This is a genomic window from Flavobacterium salmonis, assembly GCF_903819435.1.
GTDB lineage: Bacteria > Bacteroidota > Bacteroidia > Flavobacteriales > Flavobacteriaceae > Flavobacterium > Flavobacterium chungangense.
The window spans coordinates 169,062-190,827 of record NZ_CAIJDP010000078.1; the positions used below are offsets into that span (position 1 = coordinate 169,062).

Genomic DNA, 21,766 nt, shown 5'->3' on the forward strand with positions numbered 1-21,766 from the left:
AAATTTAAACCCAATATAATATGAAAATCGTTTATACATTGTTTTCTTTCTTTATTTTACAAACAATCATTTCACAGACAACTGTTAAATCTAAAACTTATGGAAACTTAGATTTTAAAGAGCTCGATTATGGACAAGCAAATGTTAAAGGCAGAAAAACCGAAGAACTTAAGAACTCTCCAACAGGAACCCGTGGCTGGTTACAAGATTTTGAGATCATAAAAAAAACAGATTCAATTGAGGCTGTTAAAAAAGCAAATTTTGGAGTTGTTTACATGGTTACTGCCAAAGATACTGTTGACATTAACATCGATATTGAATGGATTTATCCTGAAAAAATAACAAACGATAAAGGCGAAAAATTTAAAAGCATAAGATACACAACAAAAAGACCAACCAATATCCCTTCAGCCTCATCTTACAGTTTAGATGAGCCTTATGAATTGATTAAAGGCAATTGGCAAATGAATATTTTTATAGAAAATAAACGCGTTTATAGTAAGACATTTGTTTTGTATTAAAACTGCTCTTTGAAGCTTTCTTCTTAAAAGTCGTAATTACCATATCTGCGAAGTGTTTCTGCTGAAGTACAACGCTTTGTCAGCTATTTAATACCATTTAAATGAAAACAAAATCCTTTTATATCTACGGAGCATTCTTTATGATTTTTGTTGCTGCATGTTTTTTATGGATGCTTAGAAATAATACATTCGCAGAAAAAGCTACTCATATTGATTATCGTGATAAAGATATTGAGAAAAGATTGGGATTTACATTAGAAGAATATGTAAAAACAAAATCAATAATTAATTTGCAACTTAACGGAAATGGAAAATATAATGATAGTATCCTGAATCTGTTTCAGCTTGAAATTCAAAAAATAATGAAAGCTGAAGATGCAAATAAGGGGATTCATTTAAAATTTAGTAGAAAAACTACTTATGAAAATGTGATTCGCTCCTTTCAGATTTGCAAAATAGAAGATTGTTCTACCTATATTCCTGATCATTATGACCTTTGGGTTTTTCCATACTATAAATAAAAAATCTAATCCATGAAACTACTACAGATCACTACCCTACTCTTAATTTTCACCTTCAACTCGTTCGCACAATCAAATCAATTCGTTGGTAATTACGAGCGTTCACTGGTTGACACTGATGGAAAACATGTATTTGAATATAAACTGACCTTAAATCAAGACGGAACATTCGTTTTTCATTATTATTCAAATATCAAACAAGGAATTCCACCTGAAGTAAATAAATACGGAAAAGGAAAATGGAGTGCAAAAGACAATCTGGTTACATTTTTTTCGAATAAACAAGAAGACTTTGATGCAAAATATACGTTGGATTTTAATAATTCTACAGCGAGATTTGTTACTAAAAATCCGAGAGATAAAAGTGATAAAATAGTCCAAACAAAACTTACGTTTTTGGAATCAGAAATCTCGTGGATGCGAAGAATTGATATTTTTAAACTATAAATCTGCCTTATAAACCCAATAGCGCAGATTTTTTTAATTATAAATACCATAAACCTTTGACAAACAAAGACTCATACAATAAAATTATTGAAAGCTGGATCAACGCCAGAAATAATACTATTGTAAACAAACCCATCATAGACTTTGCTGACTATATAAATTCAAAAGGAACTATTTTAGACATTGGTTGCGGAACAGGAATGCCAATAGCAAAATATCTTTCTGACCGTAATTTTTCCATAACAGGAATTGACCTATCGGCTAAAATGATAGAAGCAGCCAAATCTATCGGTATTAATAACGTAGTCTTTTGTACTTGCGATTTTTTTGATTTTGAATCAGATGAAAAGTTTAACGGAGTTATTGCCTGGGACTCGCTTTTCCATTTCCCAAAAGAACGCCAGATAGAAATTTACAACAAAGTATATCACCTGTTAGCTCCCGGAGGTTATTTTCTTTTTACCCACGGAAAAAAAGAAGACGAACATATTGACAAAATGTTTGGAGAGCAATTTTATTACAGCTGCCTGTCAAAAGATTTTGTTCTCAGCTTAATGAAAGATCTAGGTTTTGATATCGTATATTCAATTGAAAATTTTGTCGAAGAAAAAGACCAGCGGGACTGGGTTGTGCTGGCAAGAAAAAAGTAAAAATAAATACTCCGCTCTTGCCAAAAAATAAGCAGCTACAATATTCTATTGAGTCGTATTCGTAAACTGCCTCTGCTAAGATATTAGAACTATCGTACCTTATGCTATTTTACTTATACCCATTTTTCTTGTCTTTGTACCTAAATCCTGAAGGCTTAATACATTTTTTCAGCAGTCAGTTTCTTAATTGTTTAGTTTCAGGTCTCCAAAAGATATAACTACAAAAATTAACTAAAGAAAACCATTATGAAAACGACAAAAAAGGTATTACTTTTAATTACGCTAATCTCACTCTGCGCCTGTAAAAAGGATTCAAAAGGAGACAAAGATGATTATACAACTGCACAAAACAGTACCGCAGCTACTGAGTGCCTGGCTCCTTCCGATTGGTTTACGATGGTAAACAACACCCGACAAACTCCTGCGCCAAATGAAGGCCCAACAAGCGTATTTGCCAACAATGCAACGGTAACCAATTGTGACTTTCACCAGTGGTCCTGGCAAAAATTTCTTTGGCTGACCAATGAGGTCAATGGAGTACCATCATTTATGACATCGCTGATCCAGGTGAGTGCAACAGGTCAGCGATTAGATCCTGCTAACGGAATTGTTTTAACGGATACTGCTCAGGCAAGTTCTTCTACTGATATTTTAAAAACACCTAATTATACATCTGGTGTTCCAAAATCTACTACGGTTTATTATTCGATATTCATGGATAAAAAGATGCACGATACAATGTTAAAATATGGTCCAATAGCAAAAAATGACCCTACTAGCTTAAAAGACATCACTTTTGCTGTAGGTTCATTAGAACTTAAAACCTCCTGGATTGATGCGAGTGTTCTTAAAGATCCTTCTTCTTATTTTATTACGCAGGGAGTAATTAATGGAGTAAAAACCAAAGTTGCACTTTTAGGAATGCATGTCGTAGGAGTTGTAGAGAACCATCCGGAGTTTGTATGGGCTACTTTTGAGCATGAAAACCTTGCTCCTGCTTATGACTGGTCAAAAGCAACACCAACGACTGATGCACCTGTTACCAGTACTGTAGATTATCCCTTTTTTAATAAAAGCAGTACTTCAACAATTACAAATATAACGTCTGGAAACGGGATTTATACTGATGTGTTTTCGGTTTATAAACATGGTGTTCCGGTTGAAAAGGCAATGAAAGGTTCTCATGATGTTCAGCTTTTCATGAAAACAAGTCAAAATGGCTCGGAGAACTTTAATAATATTCGTACCATTAATCAAAGTGTTAAGAAACAGTTGAAAGGTATTTGGAATAATTATTTTTACAATGGTTCAATATGGATCAATACAGAAGGATACAATACGACTCAGCAACAAGCTGCTTTATTAGACTCGCTAAGTGGTACTCTTTCAGAATCTACACCCGGAAAATTGACCAGAGGTTCTGTTGCAGCCTACAATATTACGATGGAAACCTATGTTCAGGTAGGATTTGGCCCGAAATCAATACATCAGGTTACAGTCGATAGTCTGGTTAATTGCTTCTCATGTCATAATGCCTCTCACAGATCGAAACTTTCTCCCCTTTATATTAGCCATGTTTTTAATGGGTATGTAGGAAGCCTGAAAGGCCTAACCAGAAAGCAAATTAAACAGGAAAGTGTTAAGGAAATCATGGACGATTATAATTTGCGACAAAAATTAAGATAACTAAATGGATGATCACTTTAGTTATTAAAGCAAATCTAAAATTTAAATATAAAAAAACCACAAGCGAAAGTTTGTGGTTTTTATGTTGAAATTGATTATTTAAAACTAAATAACCACACACTCAGTTTTTTTTTCTTCAATTATTTTCAAATTCATTATTTTTTGAGCAACATCTCCCCTTTCGAATAAACGAATGAACTTGAAAACAGCACTTACAAAATATCCTGGATTTGAAACCAATCTGGCGATTTCGGCAATTCTTTTATCTCTTTTCTGTGTAGAGGCTTCTCTTTGGTCTTCCGAAGTAGTCACAAATTCATTTGCAAATTTCCAGGCACCATCCCTAGCAGTTTTCATACTAAAATCTATAAAAAAGTTATCAATTTTGCCTGATAATTTTAGTATAATTGCGAGTGTTGGCCAAATTTTGATTAAGCATTTTTCGACATGCTCTACCAGATTACTAAGAATGATATTGATTTGATTAAAATCAGATTCTAAATCTTTTATGTTTTCAATCGTACTAACTTCAGCCGAGGCTATTCCTAAATCCAGATTTACATGTGCATTAATTCCCAACAGTAAATGCTGAACAACTATTGGCCAAAAACTTTCTGCCTGCTTAAAGGAGAATTCCCAACAGTCTGATGTTTTTTCTTTCGCTTTATACTGGTAATACGCCTTTAGATATCGATTAGCAAAAATTACATCCAGTTTTTCCATCCGCTCTCCATTCTGAAAAGAACCATCAGCAATCCCTTCTTTGATTCTTACAGTAACTTCACGATATAGCATAGTAAACAAACCTATAGAACTTTGTTCCAGTTTTGATGTTTCAATTATTTCATCCAATAACTGAATGACTTCATTTATTGTAGTAGCTTGTTTTATATTCATTTATAGCTGGTTAAGATTAAATTAGCATAAGCGAATATAATTATTTTAATCTTTCAAAAAAGTTTATTTGAAGTAAATATCTTGTTATTTTTAATACTCACCTTAGAATATTGTTTTATTGGAAATCTTATGATTACCGGGTTAAACTATTATACCGCAACGATCTATAATGCATCAGGGGAGCTAATCGTTCCTTCCTTTTACAACAAGAATTTGCAAAAAAGCTACAGGTTCAGATTCTTTTGGCTTTTTTATTTTGCAAACAACCTTCAATATTTTATAATAAATTTGACTTTGTTACAACAATTTACATACAAACATCAAATATGAACAATGACTTTTACTACAAAGGTATAGAACCAGACTACTCACTTCTTGACTTTGTAGAAAATATTGGAATGTTTCATAACCCGTCAAACAAAGACATGGAGGTTGTTTTAATGCCCGACGGAAGAATTGATTTATTTTTTATGCAATCCCACTCGGAGGCATTTCAAATTACACTTATTGGTCTTGAAAATGTGCCTGAACAACAAGTTATTCCGTCCAATACACTGGCTTTTAAAATTAGTTTTAAACCTCTGGGAGCCGAATATCTTTTGCAGACTTCTATTGCCGATATTTTGAATAGTGCGAAAGTTTTACCAAAAGATTTTTGGGATATTACCAACGACGATTTAAAAGATTTTGAAGCATTTTATACCAAAACAGCAAAAAAACTAAAAGAACTTTTACCTAAAGAAATTGACGAAAGAAAACGTAAACTTTTTAAACTGGTTTACGCATCAAATGGTGAAATAAAAGTACAGGAACTTTCAGAAAAAATAGCCTGGAGCAGCCGGGAAATCAATCGTTATTTCAATAAGCAATTTGGTCTTTCATTAAATGCTTTCTGTAAAATATTGCGTTTCAAAGCATCATTAGAACATATTGCAAAAGGCAGACTTTTTCCAGAGTTAAACTTCACAGATCAAACGCATTTCATCAAAGAAATAAAAAAATTCTCCGGCGTTGTACCCAGTGAATTGCTGAAAAATAAAGATGACCGATTTATACTATTATCCGTTCTGAAACAACCATAATTTTGTCCTGACATAATGCAGAAAAGCCAATCGGGATAAAATTAATTTAAATTTAAACAGAATGTTACTAGAAAATAAACAAGTTGCCATAATCGGTGGCGGTCCCGGCGGACTTACCTTAGCCAGACTTTTACAATTGCAAAACGTAAATGTAAAAATATACGAAAGAGATTTAAATAAAGATGCACGAGTTCAGGGATCTCCTCTTGATTTACACGACGGATCAGGATTGGCAGCAATTCACAAAGCCGAGTTGTTTGAAGAATTCAAAAATAATTTTCTGCCCGGCGCAGATAAATCATTAATCTTAAACGAAAAAGCAGAAATATTTTTCAGCGACCATGAAACAAATATTGATCAAGATTTTGGTAATGAATATTTTCGCCCGGAAATAGATCGCGGTGCTTTACGAAAAATATTATTGGAATCCTTACCGCCTGAAACCGTAATTTGGAACAGTCATTTTGTTTCGATGGAAGCCGAAAATGAAGGCTGGTTAATGCATTTTAAAGATGGAAATTCAGTTTATGCAGATATTGTCATTGCTTCTGATGGTGCCAATTCGAAAATCCGACCTTATATCACAGATATCAAACCATTTTATTCTGGTATAGTAATGCTTGAAGGTAATATTTATGAATCTAAAAAAAATGCTCCTAACATTTCTTCATTAATAAATGGGGGAAAGATAATGGCATTTGGAGACACGCAAAATATCTTACTCGGACAAAAAGGCGGTGGCGATCTTGGCTTTTATATTAGTTTTAAAGCTGATGAAAACTGGATAAAAGCAAATGGTCTTGATTATACTGATAAAACACAAATGTTAAAATGGTTTAAAAATGAATACCCTGCCTGGAGTCCTTTTTGGTATGAACTATTCGAAAATGTGTCTGCGCCTTTTATTCCGCGTCCAATTTATTGTATGCCTTTAAATCAAAACTGGGACGCTTTATCAAACTTAACAATGATTGGTGATGCAGCGCATGTAATGCCTCCTTTTGCAGGAGAAGGAGCTAACATGGCCATGCTCGATGCGCTGGAACTAAGCGAATGCCTGATATCTGATAAATTTAAAACAGTTCAGCAAGCTATTTCCGGGTATGAAAGTATCATGCGTGAAAGAGCTTCAGTAGCAGCAAAGGAATCACTTGAAAATAGTGAAAAAATGCACTCAAAAGATGCCCTGAAAACAATGCTGAATTTCTTTGCAGGGTGATAAAGACGCTAAGTCACTAAGCTTCTAAGTCGCTAAGAAAAAACTTTGCGTCTTAATACCAAACCTGATTGCTAAACCGTAAAAAATTTCAATACCAATTTCTAAATCCTTAATTTCGCTTTCAAATAAAAAGAGAAAATGAAGGTCTGTATTGCCGAAAAACCAAGTGTAGCACGAGAAATCGCATCCGTTTTGGGTGCCAATGCCAAACATGACGGTTACTATGAAGGCAATGGTTATGCCGTGACCTACACTTTTGGGCATTTATGTACTTTAAAAGAACCCAATGATTACAAGCCGCATTGGAAAAGTTGGGATTTGAACAACCTTCCTATGCTTCCTGAAAAATTTGAAACCAAAGTAGTTCAAAATTCGGGTATCGAAAAACAGTTTAGAATCATAAAAAGTTTATTTGACAAAGCCACAGTCGTAATAAATTGCGGGGATGCCGGACAGGAAGGAGAACTTATTCAGCGTTGGGTGATGAACGAAGCCCATTACAAAGGCGAAGTACAGCGCTTATGGATTTCTTCGCTAACCACCGAAGCGATAAAAGAAGGTTTTGAAAATTTAAAACCAGCTGCTAACTACGATAATTTATTTTACGCCGGTTTTTCCAGAGCTATTGGTGACTGGTTATTAGGTATGAATGCTACACGTTTATATACCGTAAAACACGGCGGGTATAAACAAGTCCTGTCTATTGGCCGGGTTCAGACACCAACTTTGGCAATGGTGGTTGACCGATTTAAAGAAATAGAAAATTTCAAGCCCCAACCCTATTGGGAATTACAGACTTTATACAGGGAAACACTTTTTAGTTATGAAGAAGGTCGTTTTTTGAATAAGGAAGATGGGGAAATTTTGGCGAATAAAGTCAAAGAAAGTGATTTTGAAATTGTCTCGATTGATAAAAAAAACGGAAATGAATTTGCACCAAAACTGTTTGATTTAACAGGTTTACAGGTGTATTGCAACCAAAAATTCGGATTTTCGGCAGAGGAAACACTAAAAATTGCTCAAACACTTTACGAGCAAAAAGTAATTACATATCCAAGAGTAGATACGACATTTTTACCCAATGATATTTATCCAAAAGTACCTGGGATTCTGCAAAAATTAACCAGTTACACAGAACTGACGCAGCCCATTTTAGCGAAAAAAATCAAAAAATCGCCTAAGGTTTTCAATGATAAAAAAGTAACTGACCACCACGCTATTATTCCGACCGGAGTTCAAAACAATCTGCAATATAATCAACAGCAGGTTTATGATATTATAACAAAACGCTTTATTGCCGTTTTTTATGATGATTGTCTGGTTGCCAACACAACCGTAATAGGAAAAGCTGCTGAAGTTATGTTTAAAGCTACCGGAAAAGAGATCTTAAAAAAAGGGTTTCGTGTTGTTTTTGAAGATCCGGGTGCAAAAGAAAAAGAAGCAGATTTACTGCCAAATTTTGTGGTTGGTGAAAAAGGACCGCACGAACCATCATTCCTTCAAAAAGAAACCAAACCACCGAATCAGTTTACTGAAGCGACTTTATTGCGTGCCATGGAAACTGCAGGAAAACAAGTTGATGACGAAGATTTACGCGAATTGATGAAAGAAAATGGTATAGGGCGTCCGTCTACGCGCGCTAATATTATTGAAACGCTTTTTAAACGTCAGTATATTGTACGAAATAAAAAACAGGTCTTGCCTACTCCAACAGGCATTCAATTGATTGATACGATTCAGAATGAATTGATAAAATCAGCAGAACTTACCGGTTCCTGGGAAAAACAACTGAAAGACATTGAAAAAGGTACTTTTACTGCAGGTGCCTTTATCAAGAACATGAAACGCATGGTCGAAGCTTTGGTTACTGAAGTACGAAGTGAAACCAGACACGCAAACATTTCTCATGCAGCAATGATTCAGAAACCAGTTGTAAAACCTGAAAAAGAAAAAAAGAAATCCTCAGGAATTTCGGCAGAAACATGTCCAAAATGCCAAAAAGGAAATCTCATAAAAGGTAAATCAGCTTATGGATGCAGTGCGTACAAGTTGGGTTGTGATTTTGTGCTTCCTTTTGTTTTTCATGATAAAAAGATTACTGAGAACCAATATTTACGCCTGATTCAAAAAGGTTCAACTGTCAATATAAAAGGCTTTAAAACTGATGAGGGCACTGTTGAAGGTTTAATTCGGTTTGAAGAAAACTATAAACTAAAGTTAGAACCAAAGAAAAGTGATAAAAAAACTGACTCAAAAGAAAATTCAGATTCATTAATCTGTCCAAAGTGCAAAAAAGGGACAATACTAAAAGGCAAAAACGCTTACGGCTGCAGTGAATATAAATCGGGTTGTGATTTTAAAGTGACTTTTGATGATGTAAGAGCAAAATTAAAAAATCAAAAACCAACTAAGGAATTGGTGTATTCGATTTTAACAGCTAGTATTTGAGTTTTTCTGCCCCAGATTAAAAGATGAAAATATTTTTTGCTTCACTCAGATTCTGCAGATTTAAGCAGATTTTTTTAATTTAAATTTTATAAATCTTTTTTAAATCTGCGTAAACAAAATTTAATAACAAAAATTAATATAATTGCTTCTTTATCTTAGTCATTCGGGATATGGCAAATAATTTTTATCTATTTTAGCTGTACTATTAAAACTAATACTTCCAAATATGTTTCAGAAAATTACGCTTACAGCACTTATTATAGCTTTCGTTTCCTGTCAGAAAAAAGAAACCGTTGAAAAAGACAAAATCAAAAAAGCAGACTGGCTAATTGGAAACTGGGAAAATACTTCACCGGATGGGATTTTAACCGAAAACTGGAAAAAAGTAAACGACAGTACTTTTAACGCTGCTTCTTATTTTATCAAAGGTAAAGATACTTTGCATTTTGAAAACATTATTTTGGCTCAATTAGGTGAAACGCTTACTTACAAAGCGACTGTAAAAGGTCAAAATGATGACAAACCCGTTTCCTTCCCTTCTACTTCAGAATCAGACAAACAATTGGTTTTCGAAAACCCTAAACACGATTATCCACAAAAAATCACTTATACAAAAGGAGCTAATAATACTTTGACAGCTGAGATTTCAGGAAAGTTGAATGGGAAGCCGACTACGGAAAGGTTTATTATGAAGAAGAAGTAATCTTTTCTTAGAATCATGGAAAATAGAACATTACAATTTGTTATAAAATCAATGTCATTTCATATTTTATTTTTAGTTCTTTTTATATCATGCAATAATTCTGAATTAAGATCCAAAAATATTAAATCAGGTTTTTTATATGATGCAGGAATCTACAATATCCCGGGCAAAAACAGAAATATTTTAATTAAAGAATTAAAAGATGGTTCAAAAATATTTGCCATTCGAGATCGTAATAATAAAATATTATTTCAGCAAAGTCTAAACGAAACTTTTAGCGCCAATCATTATTGGCTTTTATATATTGATAAAGATACCAATGTATGGTATTATAATTCAGACTACATTTCACATCAGGCAATACTATTCAATAAAAAAACACAAAAATATGAAATGAAAGATTTTTGTACATCCAAATTACATTTACCTTCAGAATTCAAAAAAGAAATAGAGACTAATACATCTAAAGTTTGCGAGTTTTAATAAATATAATTTCTGGTATTATTGAAATAAACCTAAAAATTGTTTCTAATGAAAAAAGTCTTTTTATTATTTCTATTTTCAATTTTAATAATAAGCTGCAACGAAAAAAACCAAAATTCAATTGATGATATCTGGGATAATTTTTCCTTCAATTCAATATTAACAGATAGTAATCAAATCGTTATAAAAGCTTACGATTCAAGATTAACAAATAAAAGAGTAAATGTTGAATCGTATATTGCAACTAAAGAATTTAAAACTACAACAAAACAACAAGTCCAGGACATTGAAACCATTTTTGAAAATGCTACAAAAACTGGTTACTGCTGTTGTCCAAAAAGCTCATCTTCTATTCATTTTTATAATCAAAAAGAAGAACTTGATTACTTTTATGTTGATACTCTGGAATTTAAAAACAAGATAAGATTTTGCGAAAAAAGTTATCAATATTCATATATTATTGAAAAACAAAAATGGAAAGATTATATAAAAGAAATTAGCAAAAAATGAGTACTCAAACGGAATTTTAAACTTTTATCGTTCACAAAAAACTTAGAATCTAAGCATCTCGGTCGCTTAGCAACTTAAAAAAACTACTCATCCTCCCCTATCTTATTCACCATAAAAATCATCAGAATACCTAAAACTGCCATAATTAAAAACGCCCATTTCATACTTAAATATTCAGATATAAAACCCACCATTGGCGGAACTAGTAAAAAACCAAGATACCCAATTGTAGATATAGAAGTTATAGCTGAGCCACTGCTTAATTTTGAAGATCTTCCGGCAATACTAAATACTAACGGAACCACACAGGAAACTCCAAAACCAATTAAAACGTAACCAAAAATAGTTGGGTAAGCATACGGCAAAATAAAACAAAGTGCAAAACCTGCAGTAATTAAAATTCCACTGTAAAGCAGAATTTTTTTTATCCCAAATTTCGTTACACCAGAATCTCCAAATATTCGTCCTAAAGTTACTGCTGTTGCAAAAAACACAAATGCAGCACTGGTTAATTTTGGAGAAGCTTTCAGAATATTTTCAAAATAAATACCGCTCCAGTCATACATGGTATTTTCGCAGGCCATGGAAACGAAACAAATGACAGCGAATTTTATAAGGTTCTTTTCCGGCATTGCAAAGAATTTTTTCTTCACAGGAACCGGCTCATTATGAATGCTCAACGGATAAAAACAAGCCGTAAGAGCCAGCATAAAAACACTTACTCCTAATAAATGATGAGATGGCGCAATATGCTGTGTTACCATTACATACCCAAAACCTGCTCCCGAAAAAACAGCGATACTCCAAACAGCATGAAAACTCGTGATAATCGATTTTGGATATAATTTCTGTACTTCAAGAGATTGTGCATTAATCGATAGATTGAAAATATTGCGCGAAGCTCCAAAAATTAAAAGTACGAGAACCAATTGCCATACAAAGGCTACTAAACCCGGTAAGGACAGTACAATATTAAACATAATTGCCCCTAAAAGCATGATATAGCGGCTGCTGTGTTTATTTAATAATTTTCCGGTAAAAGGCATTGTCAGCATCAAACCAATTGGAAAAGCAAATAAGACTGCTCCAAATTGGGCTTCGGATAAATGTAATTGGGCCTGAATATGCGGAATACGGGATACCCATGAGGAATATCCAAATCCGGAAAGAAAAAAAAATACAGTATTAGCCAATCTAAATCCTTTGGGAGTATTCTGTATTTTTTTTAAAAAGGGAATAATCATTGAGCTATTTTCAATTTAATTTTCTGCAAAATTAAGGTTTTTAAAACCAAATTCCCTTTTTAAACTTTTCTAAAATGCTTTAAAATAACAAAACAATTAAATGTTTAATAATTTATAATAAAAAAAATACTTCTAACATTTTTTACTCCTTTGGAGGAAATATTAATAAATTATTTAAAATCAGTCTAAATAATATTTGCAGAAGGGGTATTTATTTTTACATTTACACTGTTTTTATTAATTCTAAATAAAAATAATAACCAAAACAAATTTTATTTTAATGAAGTATTTTAATCTGAAAACATGTCGTTTTCTATTTTCAATCAGTTTGCTATTATCAGCATTTACAGTTTTTTCACAACAAAACCATGGAAAAATAAAAGGAACAATCACCACATCTGACGGAGATGCCGCAGGAGGTGTAAACATTATTCTTAAAAACTCTAAGTATGGGATCATTTCCAATGAAGAGGGTGTTTTTGAATTTAACAGAGTAAAACCAAATACCTACACTTTAGAGGTTTCCTTGACTGGCTATGAAACTTTAGAACAAGAAGTAACAGTAACAGAAAATGAAACAGCAACCCTAAACTTGCAATTAAAAGTTTCTAACAAAGAATTACAGGAAGTTGTAATAAGCAGTAAAAAAAGTATCTTATCTAAAAAGACCGATTATGTAGCAAGAATGCCCATATCTAATCTAGAAAACCCACAGGTTTATAGTGTAATTCATAAAGAACTGTTGCAGGAACAAGTAGCGGTAAACATTGAAAGTGCCATAAGAAATACGCCTGGAGCGGTTCCTGTTAGTTTTCCTTCAGGAGGAATTGCAATCACTTTTAGAGGATTCGCAACCGGAATCAATGCCAGAAACGGTATGGAAACTATTTCAGGACGTTCTTCTGTTGATCTTTCAAACGTTGAACGAATTGAAGTTCTTAAAGGCCCTTCAGGAACTTTATTCGGTTCTTCTATATCTTCTTATGGAGGTGTTGTCAATTTGGTAACCAAAAAACCTTTTGAAACTACGGCAACAGAAGTTTCTTATACTGCCGGGAGTTTTAATTTAAACCGTTTAACTGCCGATGTGAATACACCTCTTAATAAGGATAAAACGGTTTTATTCAGAGTAAATTTGGCATATAATAATGAAAAAAGTTTTTTAGATTACGGATTTAATAAAACTATAGCAATTTCGCCAAGCCTTACCTACAAAGCAAGCGACAAACTTACTTTTAACATTGATGCAGAATTAATAAATTCTAACAATACCAGAAGAACTTATAATACGTATACTCCAACATCTGGAATAACAAACCCGGGTGATTTAAAATTAGATTATAAAAAAACATTATTCCACGATGATAATGATGCCAAAACTTCAGGAAATAAATTTTTTGCACAGGCAGAATATGAAATTTCAGAAAACTGGAAATCAACCACTCTATTTTCTTACGTAGGTGAAAATGTAGAACGTAGTTATCAAACTTATGCTGTGTGGAGCTCTCCTACCCAAGCGACAAGAAGAGTTGGTAACTGGGGACCTATTGAAAATAATTTCACTAATATTCAGGAAAACATCAATGGTCAGTTTTCAACCGGAAGTATCAAACATACATTTTTAGCGGGCTTAAATTACAGATTAAATGAGTCTAAGTTTTCTTCCGGAATTGCAACTTTTGATAATATTGACATAACCACAGGTTATACCATTTTTAGAAGAAAAACGGCTGAAGCTGCAATAAATCAAAATTCTTCAGTAGCTGCTAATCAACAAACTGTTAGTGCTTATACGAGTTATGTAATCAACATTTGCGACAGATTGTATACAATGTTGAGTTTACGTTTAGACAACTTTGAACAAAAAAACACAGCAACTACAAAAGGATATGATCAAACGGCATTATCTCCTAAATTAGGATTGGTGTATGAAGTTGTAAAAAATCAGGTTTCTGTTTTTGCAAATTACATGAACGGATTTCAAAATGCAGCTCCGGTAACGCAGCCAAGCGGCGATCAGCTGGCTTTAGACCCTATTTATGCAAAACAATATGAAGCAGGTATAAAAGCAGAAGCATTCAATAAAAAATTAAGTGCCACAGCTAGTTACTATAATATTACTATTGATAATGCTACAAGAACATTTGTAGTACCCGGAGAAAATTTGCCAACTTATATTCAAGATGCAAAACAAGTAAGTAAAGGAGTAGACTTTGAGCTGATAGCTAATCCTATTTCAGGTTTAAACATAATTGGTGGATATGCATACAATGAAAATCGTATTTTAAATACAACAGATCCGCTAATCAACGGAAATAAAGCTGCTGGAGCACCTGCCAACGTAGCTAACTTTTGGACCACTTATACTTTGCAAAGTAAACTAAAAGGATTAGGTGCCGGATTTGGAGTTAATTTTGTGGATAAAAGCTTTTTCCAAACGGATAACATTGTTTATATGCCTGCTTATAGAACATGTAATGCAACTATATTTTATGATCAGTCTACCTGGAGAGTCGGAGTTAAATTAAACAACCTGACAAATGAAAAGTATTGGGATTTTTATGGAAATTCGCAAGCACCAACAAACGTAATGGTTAACCTGGTATTAAAATTCTAAACATAATAATTCATTAAAAATACCTCTGTTGTTATGGACAGAGGTATTTGTCTTTTATAAATAAAACACATTTATGTCATTAAAAAAACTCATACTTAAAATCCATCTCTGGCTCGGATTAGGCTCGGGGTTAATTGTAGTAATCCTTGGAATTACAGGTTGTATATATGTTTTTGAAGAAGAATTACGTCCTGTAATACATGAATATTATCATGTAGAGGCTGTAAAAAACAAAAGACTGCCTATTAGTGAATTAATCGAAATTGCAAAAAAAGCGAACAAAGACAGCCCAAAACAGTCACTTTCAAGTTTCAAAGTAATTAATGATAATGAACATACTGTAATTATCTCGTTTTTTGAGGAACTTGATAAAGATGCTATTTGGTATTGGAATCGTTATCAAAGCACCTACATTTATTTAGATCCGTATACAGGGAGCGTGAAAAAACGGGAAGAATACAACTTTGAGTTTTTTGTTTTTGTCAGAATGTTACACCAAACGCTTTGTTTAAACAGCAAAATAGGTGATCCAATCGTAGGAAGTGCAACCATTATATTCATCATTTCACTAATTACAGGATTGATACTCTGGTGGCCAAAAAACAAACAGGCTGCCAAACAACGATTTTGGTTCCGATGGAAAAAGACCACTAAATGGAAACGCAAAAATTACGATCTACATAATATATTAGGATATTACATGATGATTTTTGCTTTAATTATTGCACTCACCGGATTAGTCTGGGCATTTGATTGTTATGATAAAGGAGTGCAATGGGTTTTTAATGGTGGAAAAACGATTAAAAAAGAATCAAAGATTATCGAATCTGATACTACACATTTTACCTGGAAAAGTTCAGTCGATACAATTTATAATACCCTTCAAAAATTACATCCCGAAGCCAAATGCTATTTTGTTTTTCTACCAGAAGCAAATGATTCTACGGCAACAGTTGGAACTTTTACCAAATATGAAAGCCGCTTTGATGATGTAGCCATACAGTTTGACCAATACACAGCAAAAATTCTAAAAACAACAACTTATAACGATAAAAATAACGGAGAAAAATTACGATTTATTAATTACGATTTACACGTAGGCAGTATTTTAGGATTAGCAGGTAAAATACTCGCCTTTATTGCCAGTTTGGTATCAGCGAGTTTACCTATCACAGGTTTTTTGATTTGGTTGGGACGAAACAATAAAAAAAAGACAACAACTATTTAGTAGTTTCGACAAAAATAAGGTTTGGTAAGTGAATTTTTAAAAATATTTCAATAAAAATTAAATATTTAGGTATTTTTATCAATAAAATAATTCTTAGACAGAAACACAAACAACTAAGAATAAAACAAATATTTAAGCATTTCTTTACATTAAATACTTAGATTTGCACTATTTACTTATTAAGATACATTTTCAAAAACCACAACTATGAACTATCCTAACCTACCAAAGCAATATTTTATTTTTATAATTTGCATGTTTTTAATTTCAGCCACAAATTGCCTTGCTCAGGACAAAGGAAAACTAAGTGGAATCATAACTACATCAGATGGAATACCAGCTGCCAGTGTAAATATCATTCTCAAAAACACTAAATACAACACAATAACTAATGAAAATGGAAATTTTGAATTGAACCATATAAAAGCCAATAACTACATTTTACAAATATCTTTAACAGGTTACGAAACACTCGAACAAGAGGTAAAAGTAACAGGCAATGAAAGAACAAAACTTAATTTGCAGTTAAAAGTTTCAAACAAACAACTACAAGAAGTAACTATATATAATAATAACAGAGCAAAACTCTTTCCGAAACAAAGCACTTATGTTTCAAAAATGCCCCTTAAAAACATTGAAAATCCACAAGTTTACAATGTAGTTACTGCTGATTTATTAAAAGAACAGGCGATAACAAATTTTGATGATGCCTTGAAAAATGTTCCCGGTATTCAAAAATTATGGGAATCAACAGGTCGTAGCGGAGATGGCGGATCCTTTTATACATTGAGAGGTTTTGATGTACAGGCAAATATTGTAAACGGATTACCCGGTTTAACAAATGGTAGTTTAGATCCTGCCAACATTGAAAGGATCGAAGTTATAAAAGGCCCATCCGGAACTTTGTTTGGAAGCAGTCTGATTAGTTACGGAGGACTCATTAATACAGTAACTAAAAAACCTTATTCAGGTTTTGGCACAGAAGTGTCTTATCTTACCGGAAGTTTTGGACTTAACAGAGTTACTGCTGATATAAATACCTCTATAGATGAGTCAGATAATGTTGCTGTAAGAATTAATGCTGCATATCAGACAGAAAATAGTTTTCAGGATGCAGGTTTCCGTACTTCTTTTTTTGTATCACCTGTTCTATCCTACAAGGTTAATGAAAAATTATCTTTCCTGATTAATACTGAATTTATGCAAGAAGAAAAAACAACACCTCCGATGTTATTTTTAGGAAGATCCTCACCATTGCAATTTGACAATCTTGATGAATTAAACTACAACACTAAACTTTCTTTTTATAGTAATGATTTGTCCATAAAAAACCCCAAGTTCAATTTACAGGCTCAGATGAATTACAATATTTCTGAACAATGGACTTCGCAAACAGCATTATCAAGAGGTTCTACTAAATCGGATGGCTATTATTCATATATGCCTGATAATGAAAATGGGTTAGGCGAATTTGCTGTAAATATTACCAAAGAGCAATCGCAAACAGTAACTACTGATATTCAACAAAATTTTATCGGTGATTTTAAAATCGGAAATATGCGCAATAGGATTGTTGCCGGATTTGATTACTTTTCACAAGAATTAAAATTTGGCGGTTCCGGTTATGCCTGGCTTTATAATATTACTCCACAAGGAGAAGTTAATTATCTTAATCCCTATACCGGAACTGAGGATGCTCCAACATACCCAACCCGCAGTTCTGTAGATGCTGTTCTTGCAAAATCCGGCACGACAAATTATAATAGCAAAGATGCAACATACAGTGTATATGCATCAAATGTTATCAATATTTTTCCAAGTTTAATAGCAATGGCCAGTTTACGTGTTGATCATTTTGATAATGAAGCAGATATAAAAACTGATAATGACGATTATAATCAAACATCCTTATCCCCAAAATTCGGTTTATTGTATCAGCCTATTATTGACAAGCTTTCTATATTCGCTAATTACATGAATGGTTTTAAAAACGTTTCGCCAAAAAAATCATATGATACTAATGGAAATTCTGTCGGTTCTGAAGCCTTTGATCCGGAACATGCCAATCAATTGGAATTTGGTGTTAAAGCAAATGTTCTTGACGAAAAATTAAATGCAACTCTAAATTATTATGATATCAAAGTAGCCAATTTGGTAACAATTGATCCAAAAAATCCTTTAAATAGTATTCAGGGAGGTGAATCAAGAAGCAAAGGCTTTGAATTTGATCTGAATACATCTCCTGCAAAAGGCTTAAATATTATTGCGGGCTACAGCTATAATGAGAGTAAAGTAACAAAAGGAGATATTAAAAATGTGTTTTTAGAAAAAGGCAAAAGACCAATGTGGTCAGGACCTGAAAATTTAGCTAATATTTGGGCAACTTATAAATTTCAATATGGAATGCTGAAAGATTTTGGACTAGGCTTTGGAGGAAATTATGCCAGTGAAAATGCAATTATCAACAGTGATAAACTCGGGAAATTTGTACTGCCGTCATACACTGTTATAAATGGATCCCTTTTTTACGGTACCAACAAATTTAGAGTAGCATTAAATATCAATAACATTGCCAATAAGGAATATTTCAATGGCGGATGGGGCACAGTGAATCCTCAGAAACCAAGAAATGTTTTGGCCAGTTTTAGCTATAAATTTTAAAAACACATAATAATTCCAAAAAAGAACTGATTTTTTAAATTAGTACTCTTTAATTTTTAGTCTACTTAGCAAGTAAGCAAACGTTTTTTTGAAAGCTGCTGCAAAATGATATGTTTTTTTATATCCTAACTCTTCTGTTACAAATAGGAAGGTCAAAACATACGACATTCTTTAGAAAAAGCAAAAAACAGATCAAAAAATAAGTTTAATTCAATTCCAGATAATAAATTTGTATTATTAAGAAATTTTACAATACTTAAACCAATTTATATGCCTTACTATCAAGTAAGGCATTTTTTTTTGAAACCTTACTCCCCTAAAACCAATACATTAACAAATATTATTCATATTTAATCTAAATAATATTTGTTAAACAAGTATTAAATTTTATATTTGTATATTATTTTTATTAAGTCTAAATAATAACAAATCTATTTTCATATGAATAACTTAAAGTTCTTATTACTTTTCAGCATCTTTTTGCTATCACTTACTACTTCATTTGCCCAAAAAGGTACAATAAAAGGAACAATACAAACAAGCGACGATAAAGCTGCAGAAGGAGTTTCTGTTTCTGTAAAAGGAATAAACAAAAACACGATTGCGGATAATAATGGATCTTTTGAACTTAAAAATGTGCCTGCAGGAACACATACATTAGTAGTTACACTAGTGGGATATGATGATCTTAATCAAGAAGTAACTGTTACTGCAGGTAAAGTAACGACTGCAGATTTAAAATTGACTTTATCAAATACAGAACTGAATCAGGTTGTAGTTTTAAGTAACAAAAGCGCTTTTAAAACCAACAGAATTTCATCCTCGCTTCGTTTGCAGTCGGCTATTATTGAAATCCCGCAAAACATTCAGGTAATTACCGGAAAATTAATTCAGGATCAGCAAATATATGATATGCTTGAAGGTGTTACCCGTAACGTAAGTGGCGCTACCAGAGTAGAACACTGGGATAATTATGCTAATATTACTATGAGAGGCAGCCAGGTTGCGGCTTTTAGAAATGGGATGAATGTAAGCACTACATGGGGACCATTGACCGAAGACATGAGTATGGTAGAGCGTATCGAGTTTGTAAAAGGACCAGCCGGTTTTATGCTCGCAAATGGTAACCCAAGCGGTTTTTATAATGTTGTAACCAAAAAACCAAGCGGACGTACAAAAGGTGAGGCTAATTTTGCATTAGGAAGTTTTGACATGTACAGAGGTGCTTTAGACTTTGACGGAAAATTATCGAAAGATGGAAAGTTATTGTACAGAATCAATGCTATGGGACAAATGAAAGGCAGTCACCGTGACTTCGATTATAACAATCGTTTTTCTATCGCTCCTGTATTAAAATATTTAATTGATGATCAAACCTCACTTACATTAGAATATACTTATCAATTTTCTCAGGTTCTTGCAATAGGTTCAAACTATCTTTTTTCTAACAAAGGATACGCAGATTTGCCTAAAAGTTTTACTAATGCTGAGCCAAATTTTGATCCAACCAATATGAATGACCAAAGTATTTTGGCAATTTTGGAGCACAAATTAAGTGATAATTGGAAATTTACAGGACAAGCTGCTTATTTTAACTTCAAACAAGAAGGAATGTCAATGTGGCCTCAATACCCTGGATTTGATTCTGGAAACGATAATATTTTACACCGTGGAGTATCTATCTGGGATGTTTTAGGAATAGCCAAAACAGGTCAATTTTTCGTAAATGGTGAAGAAAAAACCGGCTCTGTTACTCACAAAATTTTAGGCGGTCTTGATATGAGTGACAAATTAAATTATCATGACTGGAGCCAGACGTTTGCTTTGAATGGCTATGATGTTAATGGTAATATTGTTCCTTTTGATATTTATAACCCAACTCATGGTAATGTTCCAGCTAATAAATTACCTGTTTTTGACAGAAGTAAAGATATCAGAGAAAGAGGTGTACAATATCGCAATGGGTACAACGCTTTTTACCTACAGGATGAGTTAGGATTTTTTGATAACAGTCTTCGTGTAACGCTTGCGGGCAGATATACAACACTAAAAACTTCAAATGCATACTCAGGATCATATAAAGACAGTAAATTTACGCCTCGATTGGGTGTAAGCTATTCTTTAGACAAAAATACTTCGGCTTATTTTGTAAGAGATGAATCGTTTAATGAAAACTATGGAACTGACTGGCTAGGAAATAGTTTTGATCCACAAACCGGGACAAATCTTGAGTTTGGTTTCAAAAGAGACTGGATGAACGGAAAATGGAATTCGACCTTTGCAGTATATCAAATTACAAATAAAAACATTTTGACTGCGGATCCGGACCACTCTACAGGAGGCATTCAGTATATGAGACAAAGTGGAGAACAAAAAGTAAAAGGTTTTGAAGCTGATATTAGAGGAGAAATTGTTAAGAATCTTGATGTGGTTATAAATTATGCTTTTACAGAAGCAAAAGTCACTAAAGATACAGACCAGTCATTAGTAGGAACTCAGGTTGCGGGAACTTCAAGACATGTTCAGAATACCTGGTTAAACTATAAAATGGATCAGGGAGCACTAAACGGTTTAGGCCTTTCAATTGGTTACCAATATCAAATTGACAGATCTCCATGGTTTGTTTCTGACAGCGATGAAACAGCTTTACCTGATTATTTCCGTTTAGATGGTGGAGTTACATACCAAAAAGGAAAAATGACTTATAATGTAATTGTAAATAACATTTTAGACGAATATTTATATTCTGGTGGAAAATACGATCCGGGGTATTATTACTGGCAAGCAGAACCGGGAACAAACGTTCGCTTGTCGGTTAGTTACAAATTCTAAATAAAAATGAATCCTTT

17 protein-coding genes are annotated in these 21,766 nt (G+C 33.0%); 15 read left to right on the forward strand and 2 right to left on the reverse strand.

All coding sequences use genetic code 11. The features are described from left to right. Positions 1-20 precede the first annotated feature (20 nt). The 5 genes from FLACHUCJ7_RS16335 (at position 21) to FLACHUCJ7_RS16355 (ending at position 3,825) form a co-directional block, all read left to right on the forward strand. Positions 21-521 carry a DUF3859 domain-containing protein gene (locus FLACHUCJ7_RS16335; protein WP_180909630.1) on the forward strand — a complete coding sequence of 167 codons (501 nt, stop codon included), beginning with the start codon at positions 21-23 and terminating at the stop codon, positions 519-521. Between the two features lie 101 nt (positions 522-622). Further along, positions 623-1,042: a hypothetical protein gene (locus tag FLACHUCJ7_RS16340; protein ID WP_180909631.1), complete on the forward strand. Its 420-nt coding sequence runs from the start codon at positions 623-625 to the stop codon at positions 1,040-1,042. A 12-nt stretch (positions 1,043-1,054) separates the two neighbouring features. Further along, complete coding sequence (locus FLACHUCJ7_RS16345; protein ID WP_180909632.1) at positions 1,055-1,489, forward strand: hypothetical protein; 435 nt, start codon at positions 1,055-1,057, stop codon at positions 1,487-1,489. A gap of 56 nt (positions 1,490-1,545) precedes the next feature. Beyond that, positions 1,546-2,139, forward strand: a complete 594-nt coding sequence (locus tag FLACHUCJ7_RS16350; protein ID WP_180909634.1) for a class I SAM-dependent DNA methyltransferase — start codon at positions 1,546-1,548, stop codon at positions 2,137-2,139. Between the two features lie 246 nt (positions 2,140-2,385). Next, on the forward strand, positions 2,386-3,825 hold the full coding sequence (locus FLACHUCJ7_RS16355) for a hypothetical protein (protein ID WP_180909636.1): 1,440 nt from the start codon (positions 2,386-2,388) through the stop codon (positions 3,823-3,825). 105 nt (positions 3,826-3,930) lie between these two features. Here the strand turns inward: FLACHUCJ7_RS16355 and FLACHUCJ7_RS16360 are convergent, their stop codons facing one another. Then, positions 3,931-4,722, reverse strand: a complete 792-nt coding sequence (locus FLACHUCJ7_RS16360) for a DUF5995 family protein (protein ID WP_180909637.1) — start codon at positions 4,720-4,722, stop codon at positions 3,931-3,933. A 326-nt stretch (positions 4,723-5,048) separates the two neighbouring features. Between FLACHUCJ7_RS16360 and FLACHUCJ7_RS16365 the strand changes: the two genes are divergently transcribed. From FLACHUCJ7_RS16365 to FLACHUCJ7_RS16390, 6 genes are all read left to right on the forward strand, one after another. After that, positions 5,049-5,804: a helix-turn-helix domain-containing protein gene (locus tag FLACHUCJ7_RS16365; protein WP_180909638.1), complete on the forward strand. Its 756-nt coding sequence runs from the start codon at positions 5,049-5,051 to the stop codon at positions 5,802-5,804. 61 nt (positions 5,805-5,865) lie between these two features. Further along, positions 5,866-7,023 carry an FAD-dependent oxidoreductase gene (locus FLACHUCJ7_RS16370; RefSeq protein WP_180909639.1) on the forward strand — a complete coding sequence of 386 codons (1,158 nt, stop codon included), beginning with the start codon at positions 5,866-5,868 and terminating at the stop codon, positions 7,021-7,023. A 138-nt stretch (positions 7,024-7,161) separates the two neighbouring features. Then, positions 7,162-9,471, forward strand: coding sequence for a DNA topoisomerase 3 (locus FLACHUCJ7_RS16375; protein ID WP_180909640.1), 2,310 nt, complete (start codon positions 7,162-7,164; stop codon positions 9,469-9,471). A gap of 226 nt (positions 9,472-9,697) precedes the next feature. Continuing rightward, complete coding sequence (locus FLACHUCJ7_RS16380) at positions 9,698-10,174, forward strand: DUF6265 family protein (protein WP_180909641.1); 477 nt, start codon at positions 9,698-9,700, stop codon at positions 10,172-10,174. 51 nt (positions 10,175-10,225) lie between these two features. After that, on the forward strand, positions 10,226-10,657 hold the full coding sequence (locus FLACHUCJ7_RS16385) for a hypothetical protein (protein ID WP_219634120.1): 432 nt from the start codon (positions 10,226-10,228) through the stop codon (positions 10,655-10,657). A 48-nt stretch (positions 10,658-10,705) separates the two neighbouring features. Next, on the forward strand, positions 10,706-11,167 hold the full coding sequence (locus FLACHUCJ7_RS16390; protein ID WP_180909643.1) for a hypothetical protein: 462 nt from the start codon (positions 10,706-10,708) through the stop codon (positions 11,165-11,167). Between the two features lie 83 nt (positions 11,168-11,250). Here the strand turns inward: FLACHUCJ7_RS16390 and FLACHUCJ7_RS16395 are convergent, their stop codons facing one another. Continuing rightward, the gene (locus FLACHUCJ7_RS16395; protein ID WP_180909644.1) at positions 11,251-12,411 is read right to left on the reverse strand and encodes an MFS transporter; all 1,161 of its coding nucleotides are present in this window, start codon (positions 12,409-12,411) and stop codon (positions 11,251-11,253) included. Between the two features lie 280 nt (positions 12,412-12,691). Between FLACHUCJ7_RS16395 and FLACHUCJ7_RS16400 the strand changes: the two genes are divergently transcribed. The 4 genes from FLACHUCJ7_RS16400 (at position 12,692) to FLACHUCJ7_RS16415 (ending at position 21,749) form a co-directional block, all read left to right on the forward strand. After that, a complete protein-coding gene (locus tag FLACHUCJ7_RS16400; RefSeq protein WP_180909645.1) occupies positions 12,692-15,028 on the forward strand; it encodes a TonB-dependent receptor in 2,337 nt (778 codons plus the stop codon). A gap of 73 nt (positions 15,029-15,101) precedes the next feature. Beyond that, positions 15,102-16,256 carry a PepSY-associated TM helix domain-containing protein gene (locus FLACHUCJ7_RS16405; protein ID WP_180909646.1) on the forward strand — a complete coding sequence of 385 codons (1,155 nt, stop codon included), beginning with the start codon at positions 15,102-15,104 and terminating at the stop codon, positions 16,254-16,256. Positions 16,257-16,463: 207 nt separating this feature from the next. After that, positions 16,464-18,917 carry a TonB-dependent receptor gene (locus FLACHUCJ7_RS16410; protein ID WP_180909647.1) on the forward strand — a complete coding sequence of 818 codons (2,454 nt, stop codon included), beginning with the start codon at positions 16,464-16,466 and terminating at the stop codon, positions 18,915-18,917. Positions 18,918-19,358: 441 nt separating this feature from the next. Further along, on the forward strand, positions 19,359-21,749 hold the full coding sequence (locus FLACHUCJ7_RS16415) for a TonB-dependent receptor (RefSeq protein WP_180909648.1): 2,391 nt from the start codon (positions 19,359-19,361) through the stop codon (positions 21,747-21,749). Positions 21,750-21,766 lie beyond the last annotated feature (17 nt).